At 56.2% G+C, this 17,951-nt stretch carries 10 protein-coding genes; 5 read left to right on the forward strand and 5 right to left on the reverse strand.

Going from position 1 to position 17,951, the window contains the following annotated elements; all coding sequences use genetic code 11:
- Positions 1 to 87: 87 nt before the first annotated feature.
- On the forward strand, positions 88 to 927 hold the full coding sequence (locus RIB44_00415) for a PEP-CTERM sorting domain-containing protein (GenBank protein MEQ8615035.1): 840 nt from the start codon (positions 88 to 90) through the stop codon (positions 925 to 927).
- An 87-nt stretch (positions 928 to 1,014) separates the two neighbouring features.
- Here the strand turns inward: RIB44_00415 and RIB44_00420 are convergent, their stop codons facing one another.
- Complete coding sequence (locus tag RIB44_00420; protein MEQ8615036.1) at positions 1,015 to 4,629, reverse strand: G8 domain-containing protein; 3,615 nt, start codon at positions 4,627 to 4,629, stop codon at positions 1,015 to 1,017.
- 586 nt (positions 4,630 to 5,215) lie between these two features.
- On the opposite strand from RIB44_00420, the gene RIB44_00425 reads away from it, so the two are divergent.
- On the forward strand, positions 5,216 to 5,839 hold the full coding sequence (locus RIB44_00425) for a hypothetical protein (protein ID MEQ8615037.1): 624 nt from the start codon (positions 5,216 to 5,218) through the stop codon (positions 5,837 to 5,839).
- A 25-nt stretch (positions 5,840 to 5,864) separates the two neighbouring features.
- Here RIB44_00425 and pckA read toward each other — a convergent pair whose 3' ends face one another.
- From pckA to RIB44_00440, 3 genes are all read right to left on the reverse strand, one after another.
- Positions 5,865 to 7,463 carry a phosphoenolpyruvate carboxykinase (ATP) gene (pckA, locus tag RIB44_00430; GenBank protein ID MEQ8615038.1) on the reverse strand — a complete coding sequence of 533 codons (1,599 nt, stop codon included), beginning with the start codon at positions 7,461 to 7,463 and terminating at the stop codon, positions 5,865 to 5,867.
- Positions 7,464 to 7,621: 158 nt separating this feature from the next.
- A complete protein-coding gene (locus tag RIB44_00435) occupies positions 7,622 to 8,992 on the reverse strand; it encodes an esterase-like activity of phytase family protein (GenBank protein ID MEQ8615039.1) in 1,371 nt (456 codons plus the stop codon).
- Positions 8,993 to 9,049: 57 nt separating this feature from the next.
- Positions 9,050 to 12,097 carry a CHAT domain-containing protein gene (locus RIB44_00440; GenBank protein ID MEQ8615040.1) on the reverse strand — a complete coding sequence of 1,016 codons (3,048 nt, stop codon included), beginning with the start codon at positions 12,095 to 12,097 and terminating at the stop codon, positions 9,050 to 9,052.
- Between the two features lie 339 nt (positions 12,098 to 12,436).
- Here RIB44_00440 and RIB44_00445 point away from each other — a divergent pair, with 339 nt between their 5' ends.
- Positions 12,437 to 12,688, forward strand: coding sequence for a hypothetical protein (locus RIB44_00445; protein ID MEQ8615041.1), 252 nt, complete (start codon positions 12,437 to 12,439; stop codon positions 12,686 to 12,688).
- 369 nt (positions 12,689 to 13,057) lie between these two features.
- Here RIB44_00445 and RIB44_00450 read toward each other — a convergent pair whose 3' ends face one another.
- Entirely contained in the window at positions 13,058 to 14,212 is a 1,155-nt protein-coding gene (locus RIB44_00450) for a GNAT family N-acetyltransferase (protein ID MEQ8615042.1), read from the reverse strand.
- Positions 14,213 to 14,524: 312 nt separating this feature from the next.
- On the opposite strand from RIB44_00450, the gene RIB44_00455 reads away from it, so the two are divergent.
- Positions 14,525 to 15,706 carry a hypothetical protein gene (locus RIB44_00455; GenBank protein ID MEQ8615043.1) on the forward strand — a complete coding sequence of 394 codons (1,182 nt, stop codon included), beginning with the start codon at positions 14,525 to 14,527 and terminating at the stop codon, positions 15,704 to 15,706.
- A gap of 173 nt (positions 15,707 to 15,879) precedes the next feature.
- Positions 15,880 to 17,859: a beta-agarase gene (locus RIB44_00460; GenBank protein MEQ8615044.1), complete on the forward strand. Its 1,980-nt coding sequence runs from the start codon at positions 15,880 to 15,882 to the stop codon at positions 17,857 to 17,859.
- Positions 17,860 to 17,951 lie beyond the last annotated feature (92 nt).

A 17,951-nucleotide genomic window follows, 5' to 3' on the forward strand; every position in this document is an offset into this window, starting at 1 on the left:
CACTTGTGAGCAACAACGAATCGCTCGTTACTCAAGCTCATCTTTCGACAGACTCAAAACTAGAAAACTAACTCACGGAGAAGAAAAATGTTATTACGAAAAATCAAACTCGTCGCCGCAGTTGTTGTCCTCACTGTTTGCCAGTCGATCAGCGACGCCCAAGCCTCATCAACCACTTTTAGTGCCGCGGGTGGCGATCCGTCGTCGATCCAATCAACCGTCGACGATTTCCGCAATGCTCTAGGAGCGTTGAATCCTTTTACTCCTGTGCAGAATGCCGATGGTCGGCGACAAATCGACTGGGATGCCGCCCCAGCAGCCGTTTCGGCACCGAATCCGTTTCCGGGAGACTTCTTCAACTTCAACGCGAATCCCAGAGCCCGTGGCATTGAATTCACGACGCCGGGGTCGGGTTTTCAACTCAGCGGGGATGTTGATGACGGTACGCCAATCCGTTTTGAAAACATCAATCCAACTTATGTAGACGAGTTTCAGACGTTCAGTGCGGAAAGGCTTTTCACCGCATTGGATAGCACAATCGTTGAAGCGAAGTTCTACTCACCCGTCGATCAAACCACGCCTGCATTGACCGATGGTTTCGGAGCCGTTTTCACGGACGTTGACACCCTTGGTAGTACCACCATTGAATATTTGGATATCAATGGCAATACGTTGCTGACGGAAACGGTACCCGTTGCCGACAAAGGCCTGTCGTTCGTTGGCGTCAAGTTTGACGACAACGTGCTGGCTTCGGTCGTCATCACCAGTGGTGACTTCGTTGTTGGTCCTGATGACGGGATGCTCGGCTACGACATCGTCGTAATGGACGATTTCATCTTCGGGGAACCTATCGGGATTCCTGAGCCTGCCACCGCTGGCCTGGCAATCAGTGCCCTCGGATTGCTGGGCGTACGACGTCGTCGGTAATCGATGTTCGAAAAAAGGCGCCGAGTGCTAATGCTCGGCGCCTTTTTTGTTACGTACGTGCCTATCGGTTCAGCGTGGGCTGATGCCTTAGCTAAAGACTTGTTCAAGCAGTTCATCACTGAGCCAGGGCCCAACTGTTTCGTGCTGTTCAGCATCATCTGCTGCGGGGAACTCTTCAAGCTCGTTCGCGAAGGAGGCCAGTGCCAGATCGCGCCGGGTGTCACCAGAGACTGGGGCTGTCACTGGCGTGAAAGAAGAGAGGGCCAGTGATGGGGTCTCTGCTGGCGATACTACACTTCCTAGATTAGCGGCGATTGCCAACGGCACGAAATCGATACCAGAATCATCGCCTGATGTTGCCGCTTGTACGCTCGAGGCGGCAGAACCAGAGAGACCAACTGTGAAGTTGATGTTGTCGATATAGAAGGCAACCCCTGAACCGTTGCCGTTGACTGGCCCGCCGTTAAAACCTCCATCGGCGACAATGAAAAACGGCTGAGCGGTTGTGGCGTTTGATGGAACCGTATCGGTCAGCGTGATGGTGTTCCAACCGGAACCCGCCGCTGCTCCACTGACGAATCCCGCCGAGTGCGTATTCTGACCGTTGAAATTCATCTGCACGTAGAACACATCGGGGCTGTTGCCGCCCGGATCGTCCAGTGTGGTGCCTGGCGGCACAAAGTAATCGATCGTGTAGCTGTACTCAGTGCCCCGATATTGGGGATCGATTGTCAGCTCGTCGGTATTGATGTTCTTGAACCGAGGCCCACTCCCAAGGACTACTTGGCCGACCAGTGCTCGTGAGGAATCCCCCGTTGCTGCAGATCCGCTGACTTGAGTGACTTGCAACATGTTCGACGAGGTATTGGTGATGCCGCTCGCAGGGTCGTCGTCCTGCCATAAAGTGTTCGTCTGTGACGGAGCAGTCACGAAGTTGATTTCATTACCAGAGCTGAAGAACTTCACGTACAGATCGTTACCAACGACCGTGTAAACCGTGTTGTTGGAGTTGCGAAGTGTTGTCAGGCTCGCGACGAATGGAACACCCGCAGGAGCAAGCACGTTGCCTAGATCTTCGAAGCGAATAACGGTCGAACCATTATTCGGGCCGACGCGTTGGAAGTGCTTGACACGTAAGCCGCTCGAAATGCTGCCGACTCCCTCGGGGAAATCGACGACGTAGTCACCATCGTTTGTCTTAACGTGGGTATTGAAACTGCTGACGTTCTCTTCTGAGCCGGAATCGCCATCAGGCGAGGTGACTCGGATTTCCGCACCCTGATTCGTTGGGCGGAAGAAGAGTTGTGCGTAAACGTCGTCAGACACCCAGGCATTCCAGCCCGCGGGCTGGAAGTCGTTGGAGTCGTAGAAGAACGGATGATTGGTGACGACCGTACGACCGGCACCGCCACCGACGTGTCCTGTTAGCGTTCCATCGACATCGTAAATCGCAGCCGGTGACGCTCCACCGACCGCCTGATTATGGTTCGAACCGCCACTCTGAGTGGCAATGCTCACGCTTGCAGCGGTTCCATCATTCTCAAACGTGGTATTGCTCAGCACGTGGCTCGTAAAGCGGTTCGCTGCGCTGTGGACGCGGAAGGTGTGAGCATCGTCGTCAGCAAAACCGGCGAAGTGGTTACCGTCGAGGGTGTTCGCTCCATCGTAGATCGTATGCCCCGTCACGCGATCGGTAAGGTCCGCATTCCCTTGGCTGTGCCCAACAAACAGCGTATCGGTGATGCGCTGGGTGAAGGTGATAAACGAGGTGATGAAGTTATCTGCGTAACGATTCTCATGGAAATTCGCATCAAATCCACGATGGTACAAAGCAACGTTGTGCTTATAGCCCGTGTAGTAATTGACCTGCGGCTCCTGGGGCGGCAGGTAGTTGTCGCCATCGAAGAAGGCCTTGATCGGCGTTATCCCGTTGATCTTATTGGCCAGCGACTTCTCGATATCCGATCCGCGATCAAAGTTCAGTCCAGCCGGTGAGGAGTGTGACGAGTTATGATCGAACTGCCGCAGGTTCGTACGCTCGGCGTTGACATTGTTGTACTGGGGGTCGCCGGAAGCAGCCCCGATCGCCTCGTCTGGAAGAATAAACCAGAAGCCGGTTCCTTCGGAGCCTGCTGAAATGTTGCCGATCCAGGTGTTGTCGGGGTTGGTAATCCAGTAAGCGGAGGAACTCAAAAAGCGATTCGCATTCTGGCCAACGAAATCGTGCGTGTCCACGATAAACGGATCGTTCGGGTCGGGGGCGAAGTTGCCCACTGCGGCACTACGTCCCACCTTATGGATGCCGAAAGCGATATTGTGAAGGTACTGGTTGCCCGTCTCCACGGCATCTTCCATGAAGAATCCATGGCCGTGAATATCGTGCAGCACATTGCCTTCGACCAGCACATTGTGCGTCGTGTGGATCGTCACTCCGCGATTGTTCGAGTTAGTAACGCTCGAGCCACGCAAGATATCGCCGGAACGATCCCCGGCAATGTGCCAATGAACCGGGTAGCGACCCAGCCGTCCTGTTTGTCCCATCCGATCAAACTGAACACTGTCGATCGTGATCTGCCCGGCGGAGCCCATGATCATCGTGTGCCCGGCGAAGCCGTCGCCCGTGCCGGCGTTGAATCGTGCTCGATCCCCAAAGAAGTTATCGGTGTCGTGGCTGGCAAGCCCTTGGATGCGGACATTCCGGTTGAGGATTGCCACTTCCGCTCGCAGATCAATGTCCCAAGTACGCGTACCGTTGCCGTAGGTTTCAATTTCACCGTAATGGCGCTTGCTGAGCGTCTGATCCAAAGTGATCAGCGACGTGCCATTCCCTTGGTCGGCAATGGCCGTGATGATGCGGACCTCTTCATCGTCGTAGTCTTCCGAAGAACTGGCAATGACGATCTGATCGCCGACCTCCCAATTCAGCGAGCCATCGGTTGCATTGATATTGCCGTCATGGTTCCGGTCGATGGCGTTCTCAACAAGAATCTGCGAGGTTCCCGCTTGCGCCGTTGCTGCAAGTTTCGTGAATGTCAGCTTCTCTTTGCCGAAGAACTGGAGGCGGCCACCACCGGCTGCCATGAGGAACGCATTGTTGTTCGAGATGGTTCCAACGCCTGGCACATTTGTGAACTCGGCGTTGGGGTCTTCACCGGTGAGCGTTACGACAAAGTCGTTAGCGTCGTAGCGATTCGCTGCCGTACCAATTTGAAACACGCCGCCGCTGTTGACGTGGATCCAGTCGGCGGTCAAGGTTTTGGTTGCGCCGCCGCCAGTGCCCGCTGTAGCGTATTGCTGCTGCCAGAGTCCCAAGTCTGAGGCGTCGGTATTGGAATCTCCATCTGCGTCGCCGTTGCCCTGTTGCCAGGAAAGAAAGTCGGAACCATCAACGGTACCGCTGCCATCGAAATCCGCGCCCGCTGCCTCAGCAACTTCGAGCACGCCTTGGATGACGAGTTCTTCGGCAACATGATCCGTCCCGGTCAGCGTGACCGTGTAGCCAGAGGGAATCACCGCACGGTCGGTATCGTCGGGCACGCCAGCGCTCCAGACGGCCGGATCATCCCACTCGCCGGAAGCCACGGCTGTGGTGAGTGCGAGTAAGTTGCGCGCCTCCAACTCTTCAAATCGTAGCCGCACGCGATTGCGTTGCTCAGCTCCCACCGCCTTCATCCGGCGCATGCCTCGCCCTAAGAAATCCATAATGGTAGTTCCGAATCTCGACCAATGTTCCGATGGAGAAGTTTCGCGTTGAAGAGTGCCCCTGAGAAGCGTGAAGATAACGCCGCCAAATCTCTTCTGATCGCGGTTACTGTAGCATCGATTGTACACAATTGGGGCGGATTTGTCGATTGTCGACATCTCGCGTTGTCGGTTTTTTTGACGTTCTGGCGGGTAAGAAGTTGGTCTTTGCCCTATTTCCACCATTCCGCTGCGGAGTTCCACTCGCGCAGCGGACAGTTAGCCATTAGTGCTCCAAGCATAGTAGTGCCTGTTTGATCGCTACGAGCATGCTCAATTTGTGAGCAGCTATCTGGGCTCCTCATCGCTTCTTAACCTCTGGTTCGATCTTGCTTTACATTTCGAAGTTACATTTTGAACCATGAGCTACGACACTCGATCGATTCATCGATGCGAGAAGTGTACTCATCCTTGAAGCAACCTTCGAATTGGCACGAGGGATGCTGTACGGAATGCAAACCTTCCGTCGCGATCAGTGAATCGCGACACCCCCACCCACCCGGTTGTCAGGCGGCGACCAAACCTTCAAGCCGCGGAGACCGGTCTCATGAAAGTCGCATCTTTCGCCGTCGCATTGCTTTGCCCCTCAATGCTTCTGAGCAGCTCGAACGGTATCGCCGACGACTCTGCGACACACAATCTGCTAACGCAAGGCGAGTCCGTGGAAGTCGTGGAAAACGAAGCGGTGCTTGATCTTCCAACGCAGCCTATGAGCTTGCCTCTGGCCGACGGTTCCGTGAACTCCCTTTCAAACTCCGAAGATAAGAGCGAAGAAGACATTGATACTGTGACGGGACTCACAGTCGTTCACACGCCCTTGGGATCTCGCAAGCCGCATCTTTGGGAGCCGTTCGTTCAGAGCGAAGCCATGTCTTGGTGGAACTTTACCAATCTTGAGTCTCAAGAGCTCGTCGAAAGCACGATCATGGTCCACGAATCAGACGAAGCTGCGACACGAATTAGGCCTGCAGAGGCAGAGGAGATAGGCGTGCTGGAAGTCTCGAAGACCATCCCAACGAGCCGGTCCGGTAAGATCGTCAATCCCGGCAGCGCTTCGAGTCCGCTAATAGTCGCCTCATCGATCATGCTGCTGGGGCTGACGTTTGGATTCTATGGAACCGGGCTGGTGATTTGCCTCACTCGATTGAAGGTGGCGCGTCACGCCAGTTAGCAGTCCTAGACTCTGCAACGCCCACTTAAACCACTGGCCCCGCACGGCGGACTTCTTCGGAAGCATCGGCAGCGTATTTCTCGAAGTTTGCGGCAAAAAGTCCGGCCAGTTTCTTGGCGGTCGCATCGAAGGCTTTTGTGTCGATCCACATGTTCCGGGGAATGAGAATCGCGTTGGGGAGGTTCTCGCACTCCAACGGAACTTCCAGGCCAAACACGGGATCGGTCTTCGTTTCGACCTTCAGCAGCGAGCCATCATGGATCGCGTCGATAATCGCCCGCGTGTAGAGCAAACTAATCCGGGTGCCCACCCCGTACACGCCGCCGCTCCAGCCGGTGTTCACCAGCCAGGCGTTCGCTTTGTGGCGGCGCATTTTCTCAGCCAGTAATTCAGCGTATCTCGCCGGATGGAGTACGAGAAACGGCGCGCCGAAACAGGCAGAGAAGGTCGCTTCAGGTTCCGTGACGCCCACCTCGGTGCCAGCAACCTTTGCCGTGTAGCCACTGATGAAGTGATACATCGCCTGCTCAGGCGTCAGCTTGCTCACCGGTGGCAACACGCCAAAGGCGTCGCACGTTAGAAAGATCACATCGCGAGGATGATCACCGACGCAAGGGATCTTCGCATGCGGAATATAATCAATCGGGTAGCTGGCCCGCGTGTTCTCCGTACGCGAGACGTTCTTGAAATCGACAATGTGCGTTTCCGCGTCTTGCACCGTATTCTCTAGCACCGTGCCGAATCGGATGGCGTCGTAAATCTCCGGCTCGTTCCGCCGCGACAGGTTAATTGTCTTGGCGTAGCAGCCGCCTTCGATGTTAAACACACCGCGGTCGCTCCAGCAGTGTTCATCATCGCCGATCAGATCACGGTTGGCGTCGGCGGAGAGCGTCGTCTTACCGGTGCCCGACAGGCCAAAGTACAGCGAGACATCTCCTCCCACGCCATCCTTACCGCCTGGTCCTGAGTTGGCGGAGCAATGCATGGACAGGATGCCCTGCTTCGGCATCAGGTAGTGCATGATCGTGAAGACGCCCTTCTTCATCTCTCCGGCGTACTCCGTTCCTAAAATAACGAACTCACCCGAGGCGAAGTTGAGCGCGACACTGGTCGTGGTGTCGACTCCTTCAACGCTGGGGTCCGCCGTTTGCCGCCCCGCGTTGAAGATCACATAGTCCGGTTCGCCAAAGTCGGCCAGCTCTTCCGCGGTGGGACGAATCAGCATGTTGTGCATAAAGAGTGCGTGATAAGCACGCGTGCAAATCACACGGACCTTGATACGGCACTCCGTGTCCCAGCCCGCGTAGCCATCGAACACATGAGCGCGTTCGCACTGGTTGAAATACTGAATCGCCAGTTGCTTATTCTTCTCGAAGGACTCCGGCGAGAGCGGCTTGTTGACCTCGCCCCACCAAACATCGTCTTTGCTGGAAGGCTCCTCAACGATGCGCTTGTCTGAGGGGCTCCGGCCCGTCTTCTCCCCCGAGTCAGCCGCCAACGCCCCCGACGCGGCAATCGTCGAGCCGTCATGCAAGATGCCCTCCTCATAGAGTCGCGCAGGCGTAGCATTGCGGAGAACGTCGGTCGTGGCGATGCCGTATTGCTTGAGATCCATCGCAGGCATGGGGATTCCGTGGCGTGGTTGAGGTTGCGGTGTGTGAGCCCCCCAGTAAAGCAGATCGAACGCCTCCGTCCTAGCCCGCGAGCCTGATAATGCTTGAGTTGGCTCGCACGGTTTCTTGCAACTCAAACACCGTGGCCGCGCGAGGCGTAGCTCGCGGGCTAGTGGGTATTTGACGATCGCTTTCGACGAGACAATATCACAAGACTCATCGCGAGTAACATGATCCCACTCGGCTCCGGAACCGTCTCAGCCACGACCGCTGCCGAGCCGTACCCTCCAGTCCAAAGACTCAAATCGTCCGCGTCGACGTCACCGTCACGATTCCCATCAGCATCGCGGGCGTCTGCCGTGAAAGAGATTGCATCGGAGTCACGTTCTCGCTGCCAATGAAGGAAATCGCCCCCTTCGACAGTGCCCGAACCATTAAAGTCCGCGGTGGTAATGGCTGTCGCCTCAAAAGTGATTATCGTATTGGTGCTAAGCTGGTCTCCACTGTCAACAACACCAACCAAGAGCCAATTACCGTTGTCAAGCTTCGGCCCGACGGTAAGCCCCTCCAAATTTTGGCCAAATCCGCCACCAACCGTGCCTGACCAAAGCAGTTCTTTGCCCGCTGGTGTGTAAGTCGCTCCGGCGAGGCCTGAATCGTACGTGGCAGCACCGGTGTCGGTCGCGTTGTCAGAGTCGATTTCGTACAAGCGATTCTGAAAAGGTGGCGGCGAGAACGAGTTTGCCAAGGACCGTTCCATTGCCACAAGTGTCTTGTCCGGCATGGCGATCAGTTCAGCTAGACCGCTGCGTGCCCCATTGGCCGTGCTTGTGCCAGCGTGGATCGGATCAACTTCATAGGCGAATTGCTTGGTTGCTTGTGCCGTGACGGCAAACTCGGGATTTCCTAAGACTGAATAAGTCTGTACCCGCACAACTGTTCCGTTGGTAGTCGTCGCGGCGGGGCCATCAATGGTTAGTGCCTCCTCGTTGGCCGTCGCAAGGCGGGCACCATCTGGCGAGTTGCTCCAACTAGCCAGCGACTCGAAGCCACGGTTCACGCGGCGGTTTGCATAAACAGAAGGCGCCGCAATGGTAGAAATCACCGCACCGTCGGTGAACCGAATCTGTCGTATACTGGGATCGTCTTCGTTACTAACGTAGGCGATTCGCTGACCGGGGAGTGAGAAACCGCCCAACTCGACGGCTCTGGCGATCCCTTCGTCGTCCATGCCAGGGGTGAATGGAAAGGCATCAATCGCCGTCGCTGAGAGAATGGTTCCAAAATTCGGGTCTTGATTCAAACGAAATCGGATGCCGCCACTGCCATCGTCTTGCACCGCAAGAAAGTCAATCGCTGAGAAGCCTTGACCAGCGTGCATGACACCGCTCATTTCAGCAACACTCAAGCCATTTGTGTCGAGGGTGAAGGTTCCCGTCGGCGTGATCGACCAACGAGCGGCTCGGCTTTCAGAGATCAGACACGGCGAAACTGCAAGCGATAAAAGAGTGAAGCACGAAGCGATGCGCAGAAATGTCATTTCGTCTCCCCACGGGCTAGTCGACGCAGACTTTCGTCAGTCTAACCAAGCTAGAAGTCAAAGTCCCGCGTTTTTCTTCTTCGCGGCGACCTCTGCCTTTTCCTCAGTGCTTTCTTCTTCGGGGCCTGGCAGACCACTATCAACGACCAGATAGCCCGCCCAGAAGAACGGATGCTCCGCGGTCAGTGGCTCGTCGGGGATCTCCGCCGCCCGGCGTTCTTCTTTGACACGCATTTCGACCTTCGGATCGATCGGCATCGTGCGTAAGATCTGCACGCTCCGTTGCCAAGCATCGGCGGCAGACGAATAGGGCAACTCCTGGGCGAACTCACGTGTCGCATCCAGCGTGGTTTGGCCGCCAACCCGCCACCGGCTCATGAACAGGGTTTCGGCACCAGCTTCCATAAGTGTGCAGCTTGCCATGAACAGTTCTGAACCCGCGGCCCCAGTTGCTTGCTTCCGTCGAGAGCCTTTACCACCGTTCTCCGCGAGCGTGCGCATCCCAGGAAGAAAGATCCGCTGAGGTCCAAGGTCAGGAATGATTATCCACTCGCCAAGCGGCGCTGAGGAGCGGCGTAGTTGCAGTGGCGACCAGCCAACGGGATCGATCGTGTCGGCCTGAACCTCTTCAAGAACCACCAGCCAATCTAAAAGCGATGCGGCAAGCGGAGCTTCGGCGTTGGCATCATCCAAGGAAAGAGTTCGCTCGAATGAATCCTTAAATCCTTTCAAAGCGGCCTCGCGCTCTTCATCATCTTCGCCGGGAAGCAACTCCCCGCTCTTAATCCCCAAACGATTGACGCGTCGGAACCGTTCCTTCCCGGAGAAGGCCAACCCTGCGGTCGGTGCGTAACGTACCTGACTGAAATCGATCAGTGCTTCACTGCGGTCGTCGCTACTCGCGCTCAGTGCCTCGAATGGCACGTACCACAACGGTCCGTCAGGAATGATGACCAACTCGTTGGTCGAAGCAGGATCGAACGACGAGCCTTTGAACAGAGCGTCATACAGTTTGGCCCCTGACTTTTTCCAATCGTCCGAGGTGAGCTGCTCAACCGTCAGTTCGTGATTGCCGCCGTAATTGCCTAGGTCCTCAAGAAACTGCTTGATCGGTCCTGCAAGTCTGCCAGTAGGTCCGCAATTCCACTGGGTTGAGGCGCTCCGTGTGAACAGGAAGCCCAACATTCCCGCGGGAGTTTCATGAAATGCCACCACCGCTTGACCAGGACGCAACTTCGATTGCATCTCTTTCGTGTTAAGCGTCGGCGGGAAGACATAGTCCGCGGGGATACGCTGCAAGCTCAGTATTTGAAGTTCCTCCTCACGGGCTCGCACAGCGCTTGAGTACTTTTTCCAGAGCGATGCCGCTTGCGAGAGGGCCTGCTTCTCCATAACCGGCTGCCAGAGCTTGTCGAGTTGCTCGCGCGCATCGGCAGCCTTCCTTTCGATGGCGGCTAGCTTAGGTACGCGGACTTGCAGATCGTTTTGCTGAAGCCGTCGCTCGGGCGACAGCCGTTCCTTGGGCGTTGCCAGCAGGTTGCGGATCGACGAGAGCCGGCCTAGCCAAGGCAGCATGCGATGAAACCGCCGGCGCTTGCTGAGGTCGGCGATTTCCAAAGCAGCTTCGCGCTCTTTCCGTTCCAACAGGGCCGCCAGCCAGCGTTGGAAGGCCAGTTCATGCGGCGCTCGTAATACAGCTAGCGTATCGAGAGGTAGAAAGATCGTGTCTGCGGGGGTCGGATCGCGGAGCAATTCCGCATAAACATCTACTGCGTTGCGGTTGGTCAACGCTCGGGAATCGAATCGGTCATTCGCGAGTTGGATCTGGAAGTTTCGCAGCGAAATATTCATCCGCCCTTCGACGGCTGACGCTAACTTGCTGGGAGCCGAGCTACGACCCGCCAAATAGTCGAGCCGGGCATCCAAGTAGAGTGACCAATTCGCGAGAACGCCGTTGGCCGCTCCACGCCGGAGTCTGCCTTGGGCGGCTTTCAGAGCAACGGCAGCCCCGTCGAGATTCTTTTGGTCGAGTAACTCCTCGGCCAGCAAAAGCTGCAAACGAGCGAAAATGTGGTCGTAACGTTTTTGTCGGGCCCAAGCTGACGCGGCAGCCAGCGCCGGGTTCACGTCCGTTGCGCCGCTGGCGATCCGGCTCACGTGCGCAAGGCGAAACGCCTCGTCGATGACGTTCAAGTCCTCAAAAACGAAACCAGAAAAACTTGCCTCGGCGAGCAGGGCCGTTGCCTGCGCGGGCGCCGTGCCGTCTGCAATCAACAGACGTCCCTGTTCCAACAGCGCAACGCCAGTCAGCGGGTGATCGAATTTCCCGGCGACGAGGGTGCCCCGCTCCAGACGTTGCATCGCCTGCTTATGCTCACCCACCCCGGCGTGGCCGATGCCCCGGAGGATGTCGATCCACGCATTCGACCAATGGTTGGGTGGTGCCCCTCCACGAGAAAGCCGTGCCAGCATCTGCTTCGAGATATCATCGTGCGGCCCCAGCGGCCCCAGGATTTCATTGCGGCGGCGCATTACCAATGCTGTGCAGCGGAGAACCTCGATAGCATTGATTTGCCAGAGCTGATTGCCGGCGGCAACGCCACCACTGCGGAGGATCTGTTGCGGATCGAATCCGCCCATTCGGATTCGCATCGAGGAGGGGAACTCGCCCGGTGTGAACTGCCTTGTGCTTGTTCCCCAAGGTGGAATCCTGCGGACGAGGGAGCGATCGACTCGCGGGTCGCGCTGGAAATCAACATCCAGAAGCCAGCCGGAGTACTGCAAGTAGAGGCTAGCCGCGAGATTGAACTGCTCTAAAGCGAGCGCCGGCTGACCTTGCTGGTAGAACGTCTCGCCGAGATGGGCGTGGTAGCAAATCGAATCGATCCAGCGGGCATCAACGGTTTTGATCGCGCTGCGAAGCTCGCGCTGAAACGTTCGCCCCGCATCGCGGTAGTCGCCACGATACAGCTCCTCAACGCCCGCAAAGTAAATCTGCGTCGGCGTTGAGTTCCCTAGCTGAGCGTGAGCAACAGAGCACTGATTGCCGATGGGCAGCAGAAAAAGAATCAAAAGAAGGGATCGGCAGCGAAGGCGTGCTAGCATTGCTAGTGACTTTCTATAAGAGGCTCTGTTCCAGGCTTTCTATTCTACACGTTGCCGCATCAGAAACAGAGTGAGCACTTTTCGTGCTTCGTTAAGCCCAATTAGCCTCCCAGCGCGAGCTGGGGGTTCAGTACCCCTAGCTCGCGCTAGGGGCTAGGGCTTTCATGTTGGCTGCTTCCTTTTTAGCTAGCAGTGCGTACCTCGAAAGAGAACTCCGAGAAACTTCGACTCTCTGTGAAAGTTTGCCGGTTGGGGCGTCGATAACGATTGTGCTGGGCAATGTTGAATTGCTGCCAATCCAGCCACACCCTCCTCTGTTGTGATGTTGGAGTTAATGAAGTGAAGAATCAATCGAAGAACATGGGCTCGAAAGCCTCTCGTGGAATCCTAGCCGCAGGGTTGCTCGCGTTTGCCGCCATCGGCTCGACCGGTTGCCAAATCGACGTCGCGGGCCAAACGCTGCCCAGTGGCTACCACTTGGACGACGACGTGCAGTATTACGCTCCAGGGCCCGAGTTCAAACTGGCCCGTGAAGCGGCAGCGCTCGCTGAGCAAAATGCAGCCGTCGCCAGCGAACCACAACGTCGCTGAGCAAACTCAGAAGTCATTAGCCGCAGGGCGTTAGCCCCCGGTTGCCTAGAGAACCGGACGCTAACGCGTGTCGGCTAATGTTCTGAAACCGATTGTTAGGATCAAGATTTCGCCGCTTGTTGCGATGCGTGTCTGGAGGGGAACGCGCGCGGCAAGACCTGGGGGGGTACGGCGCCTCGTGTGGCAGGCGTCTGAGGTGTCGGTATGTTCAAGAACGTACGAACGTATCATGCCTCAGACGTCGTTGCCCCGAGGATAATTTTTTCTTGCTATGACTCCCGAGCCGTCAGGCGTCAGCCGACGGGTGGCAGCGTGTGAGAGTCTTTTCCCGACAGCTAACGCTAGTCGGCTCGCCTCGTGTCGTTCTCATTACCGACTTGCCACAACTCTCTTCGCCCACTGAGTCAGTCGCACGCCTTGCGACTTCAAGTCGGAAATAGGGTAGTGCGTAATCCGCTTGCTCTCTTCTACCTTCGTTCTATAGCGATGCTTGAAGTTGAAATCGTCCACACCGAGGTCGAAGCGGCGGTCTCCACGCTCGAAGCTATCTCGCAAGGAAGAGAGCAGCAAGACGGTTCCCACTCCCAGATGGCGGTACTTTGGATCGTAGCCCATGCGGAGGCCGCTGATTTCGTCGCGGTAGTGGTAGTTGTATCCAAACGCCACTGGCTTGCCCGCAAGCTTCAAGAGTGTTACGTCAAGCATCCCCAGCCGAGCCGCTGCTTCGTGGCAGTCTCTCAGGAAAGCGGCCACTCGGTCATGTGAGAGCGTGACACCGTCGGTGGCGTCCCCTTGCCAACTTTCGGCGGCGATCTGTAGGCAATCTTCATAGAGGTCCCACCGCGGATCGCCGTCCCCCTCAGTGGCTGGTAGTGGCCGATGGCGAATGAATTCAACACGGTCGTGCTTCTCAAAGAATCGCAGATGCCGGCGGATTTCGTGTCGACGTTTCCGTGAACGTGATCGAAGGTAGTCTTCCCATGAACCGTTGATTTCGATGACGAAAGTCTCGCGAAAGGGAGCAATTTCTCCCGCAATCCCAGCCGCCTGCATCGCAGCCGACAGCGAAGGAAGCTTCGCCTGCTGCTCATCGATCCAGCGGAGGTCCAGTAAATCCCAATCACGTTCTTGATTTGCCAGATATTGCATTGCCAGCCAGTAGCAAGCCGTTTGGTCGGGACCAATGGGCGAGTACCAGGCTCCCCAGTCGGCGAGTGGGTAAGTCAGTGTGCGGAGCGTGCCAACGCGGTACGGTTCCTCAACCACGCACAAAGGCACGAAGCCGATCGGTTTTCCTTCGGAGCGAATCACGAGCAGCCGGTAATCATGCTGCCCTTGTTGGCCAAAGTGTTTCCAAGCCAGCTCGAACCAATCGAAGGTCATGAAGAACGAGCGTCGCGGAGTCTCCTCGAGCAGCGCGTTCCAAGCCATGCGGAACGGCTGCAAGTCTTCAAGCCTGCGGATTTCGACCACGTCAGCCATGGGAGGCAGCACCAGCTCATTAGGGCAGGGTGTTTGCGACATGGCAGCGGCTTGAGTTTTCCGTTGAGGACTAGAAGACGGTGGCTTCCTCCAGCTCAAGCAGTCTGCCAACTGAGCAAGAGAGAATGCAACGATTGTGCCGAGAAGCTGAAAAGTGTTGGTCAGTCAAGAAAAGGTACGTCACTCCCCTGTTCACTGCGAAATAGATTACACTCAGAATTCATTCGAGTAATACGCTGTTGTTTTTTCGCAGCATTTCGATTCGCAAGGTGGCGAAAACTCAACCCGTTAGGTAGCGATCAATAGTCTCTGCGACTCTGCGCGAATACTCAACCGAAGATATTTAGGATAGTTTTGAACTCTGAAATCGACCTCACTGAGCATTGGCAGCCGATCGTCCAGGCGATCCACGATGGCGAGTTTCAAGCTGTGCTTGCAGTAACAGGCGGTGGGAGCGGTGCGCTCTCCGCCCTGCTAGAGACGCCTGGTGCCTCGCGAACGGTGCTCGAAGCGGTCGTGCCCTACTCGGCAGAGTCGCTTCGTCAATGGATCGGCGGAACGCCCGATCAAGCGTGTAGCGAGGCAACGGCCCGCGCTATGGCGATGGCCGCCTGGATGCGGGCGCGCGAATTCGCACCCGACGCCGACCCGGCGAAGCTCATTGGACTCGGTAGCACGGCAAGCTTGGCGACCGATCGAGCGAAGCGTGGCGACCATCGCGTGCACGTGGCGCTGCAGACGGGCGCGTTTACGCGAACTTGTAAGCTGAGCTTTGATTCAGATCGTAAGCGACCGGAAGAGGAGCGACTGGCCACTTGCTTGATCTTGTGTCTACTTGCTGAGAGCGCAGAGGTTGATTGCGAACGGGTAAGTATTGCCATCGAAGAAGCACTGCAAACGGACGAGAGGCTTACGAAGAAGGAGCAGGCAGCTCTTCCGCGCTGGTGGCGTTTGATCCTGCAAGACTTTCAGTCAACCAGTGTGCGCGCCCCTGATCAACCCGCGGGTCAGGAGGTGTCTTGGAGGAAGCTCCTCTTTCCAGGTTCGTTCAATCCGCTGCACAAGGGACATCTTCGCATGGCGGAAATAGCGGAACAGCGAATTGCCAAGCCCTTGGCCTGGGAACTGTCCTTGATGAATGTGGACAAACCGCCAATGGATTGCCTAACTCTCGAGGAACGGCTTGCCGCGATACACGAGATAGACCCTTCGCGTCCAATCGAAGTCAGCACTATGGCCACATTCGCTGAGAAAAGTGAAGTCAGCGAAGACATCACCTTCGTCGTCGGCCTCGATACCATCCTCCGTATCGACGACCTCAAGTATTACGCGAACGAGTCCGCCCGCGACTCCGCCTTCGCAACGATCAAATCAGCTGGCTGCAAGTTCCTCGTCTTCGGCAGAAACATTGATGGGAACTTTCAAGTCCTCAGCGATATCCAACTCTCCCCTGCCCTGCGTGAGCTCTGCGAGGAAGTCACCGCGGAAGAGTTTCGTGAGGACATTTCCTCGACCCAATTGCGAACCCAACCGTAGCCCACGCCTCTGGCGTGGGATGATTCACCAACGACGGCCGTATTTCACGCTCGGAGCCGTTTTTCTGGCGAAATCTTTCACGCGGTCCAAATTAGATTGGGAAAACTTCGAAGAAATGACATAAGTAAGTTGTGAAGAAGCTGCAACCCGATAGTGACAACTCCGAGTTCCCCATGCCTAGGCTCTTTTATTTCCTCACCCTGCTCCTGACTACGTTTCCTGGGGGTTCCCATGCCACCGAGACCGTCGAGTTAAGCGTCTATCCCCAGTACCGTCGCCAAATCGACGGTGTTTGCGAACTCGATCGCACTTCCCTGTTTGCCCTTTGCGATCACGGTGTCGGTTTTGATCAACGAATGCGCGATCCCGAGCGCGTGGAATACTTGCTCAAGGATCTCAACGCCACCTTCGGGCGGTCGCTGGGGCCGATCAGGTCCGTCGTCAGAAACGAGCAAATCGTTCGCGAAGATCCCGACCGTCCCGGATTCGCTGACCTTGAGCTTGTGAAGCAGGAAAGTGTCAGCAGGCAGCGACCCGCCAGCAAGGTACTTCAAGATTTCGTTGGTGAGAGAATGGACATCGCTGCCCACGGCTCGCACAACGCCTATCCTGAGTTCATGGGTGCCCACACGACGCCCCAGTCAACGCAAGATCCGAATCATTCGCAGCACTTACCTGAGAATATGGAGGCAGCCGCAGAACTGGCCGCTGCGGTCTTGCAATACAACTACGGCGACTTCACGCGTCCTCGCTATTTCGAACCGGTCAACGAGCCTCACTGGTCGTTCATCGGGGCAGAGCATCTCGCAAATTGGCACCTGAAGACACACAGCGCAGTTCACGATCGAGGGCTCGACGTGGAGGTGGGCGGGCCATGCAACTCGGTTTGCTATTTCTATCGTAACGATTTTAACGCGTTCAACGGCGTCAAGAATTTCATCAACAATACGAAGGGCCAGCTCGATTTTTATTCGTTCCACGCCTACGACTACCTGAACTGGAACGGTCAGGATCTGGTCGGGCGTATTTCGAGTGGCTTGCCGCTGGAAGGGATGATCGACCTCGTACAAAACCACCTCGTCAATGAATTTGGCGAGCAGAAAGGAATCGTCATCTCCGAACACGGCGGGTACGTCACAGGCTCTCAGGGACGACCCACTGCGGAAGAAGTCGGCGACCTGTTGGCAGCGAAGTACTTTCCAGAGGGCGAGGGATTCGAGCATGAAATGCGGAAGCGTTCGATCCAAAGCCACGTTCTGGTCAGCGCGATCATGGCCAACACACTGACCTTCATGGATCACCCGCACGTCATCAAGAAGGCTGTCCCTTTTATTCTGCCTGAGTCGATGGCTTGGGATCCGAAGTATTACTCCACGTTGTACGTGCCTTACGATTTCACCGACAGAAGCCGTTGGGTGGAGACGCGCAACTCTGACTTCTACAAGTTCTTTCGCGACGTCCAAGGAGAACGTGTCATCATCAAAGGTGGCGACCCTGACATTCAAGCTCGAGCGTTCGCTGACAAAGATCGTCTGATCATCGTCGTGAACAACTTGTCCGACGAACTTCATGATGTGAAGCTGGACTTTCCCCAACCAAAAGAGTCGACCGAGCCACAAGAAACGAAATCGAAGAAAATCGTCCTGCGTCGCTACGGTCGCAACGAGGACTACACGCCCTATCTGACCGAGGAAAACATCGAGTCGTTAGAACAGTTGCAGCTTGCCGGTCGAGAGGCAGTCCTTGTCGCGGTTGAGTACGACCAGGAGATTCCGGTCAAAGGCACTTTTAATGAAACCCCTCACTATGGAAGCCAACTCGCCGTAAAAGCCACCAAGGAAAAGCCTGCCCGTTTCCTTGTGGAAATTCCCGCGGCAAAGGAGCTGGCGTTCGCCACACTAAGGCTTAGTATTTCACGTCCCTTTGACGCTGATCCGAATGTCTTAGTCAAAGTCAATGGAAAACGTGTCGAGTTTCCGCTTGAAGATGCGGTGTCTCGACTGGCCGAAGAGGGTCGCGAATACGCCTCGACAAAGATCGTCCAGCTTGATCGCAAGCTACTCCGCGAGCAGAACCGCGTTGAAGTGAGTTTCCCCGACGACCGTGGCGGGACGGTTGGTAGCGTTGTCATCCGCGCAGGAACCAAGCTCTAGAGGCTGATATTTTGCGACCTTTTCGACCTGCTTTAAGGTTGCCCGCCGCTAGCAGACGAATTCTTGATTCGTCTAGCCGTAGTTGGCTCTCG

It is taken from the genome of Lacipirellulaceae bacterium (assembly GCA_040218535.1).
Lineage (GTDB): Bacteria > Planctomycetota > Planctomycetia > Pirellulales > Lacipirellulaceae > Adhaeretor.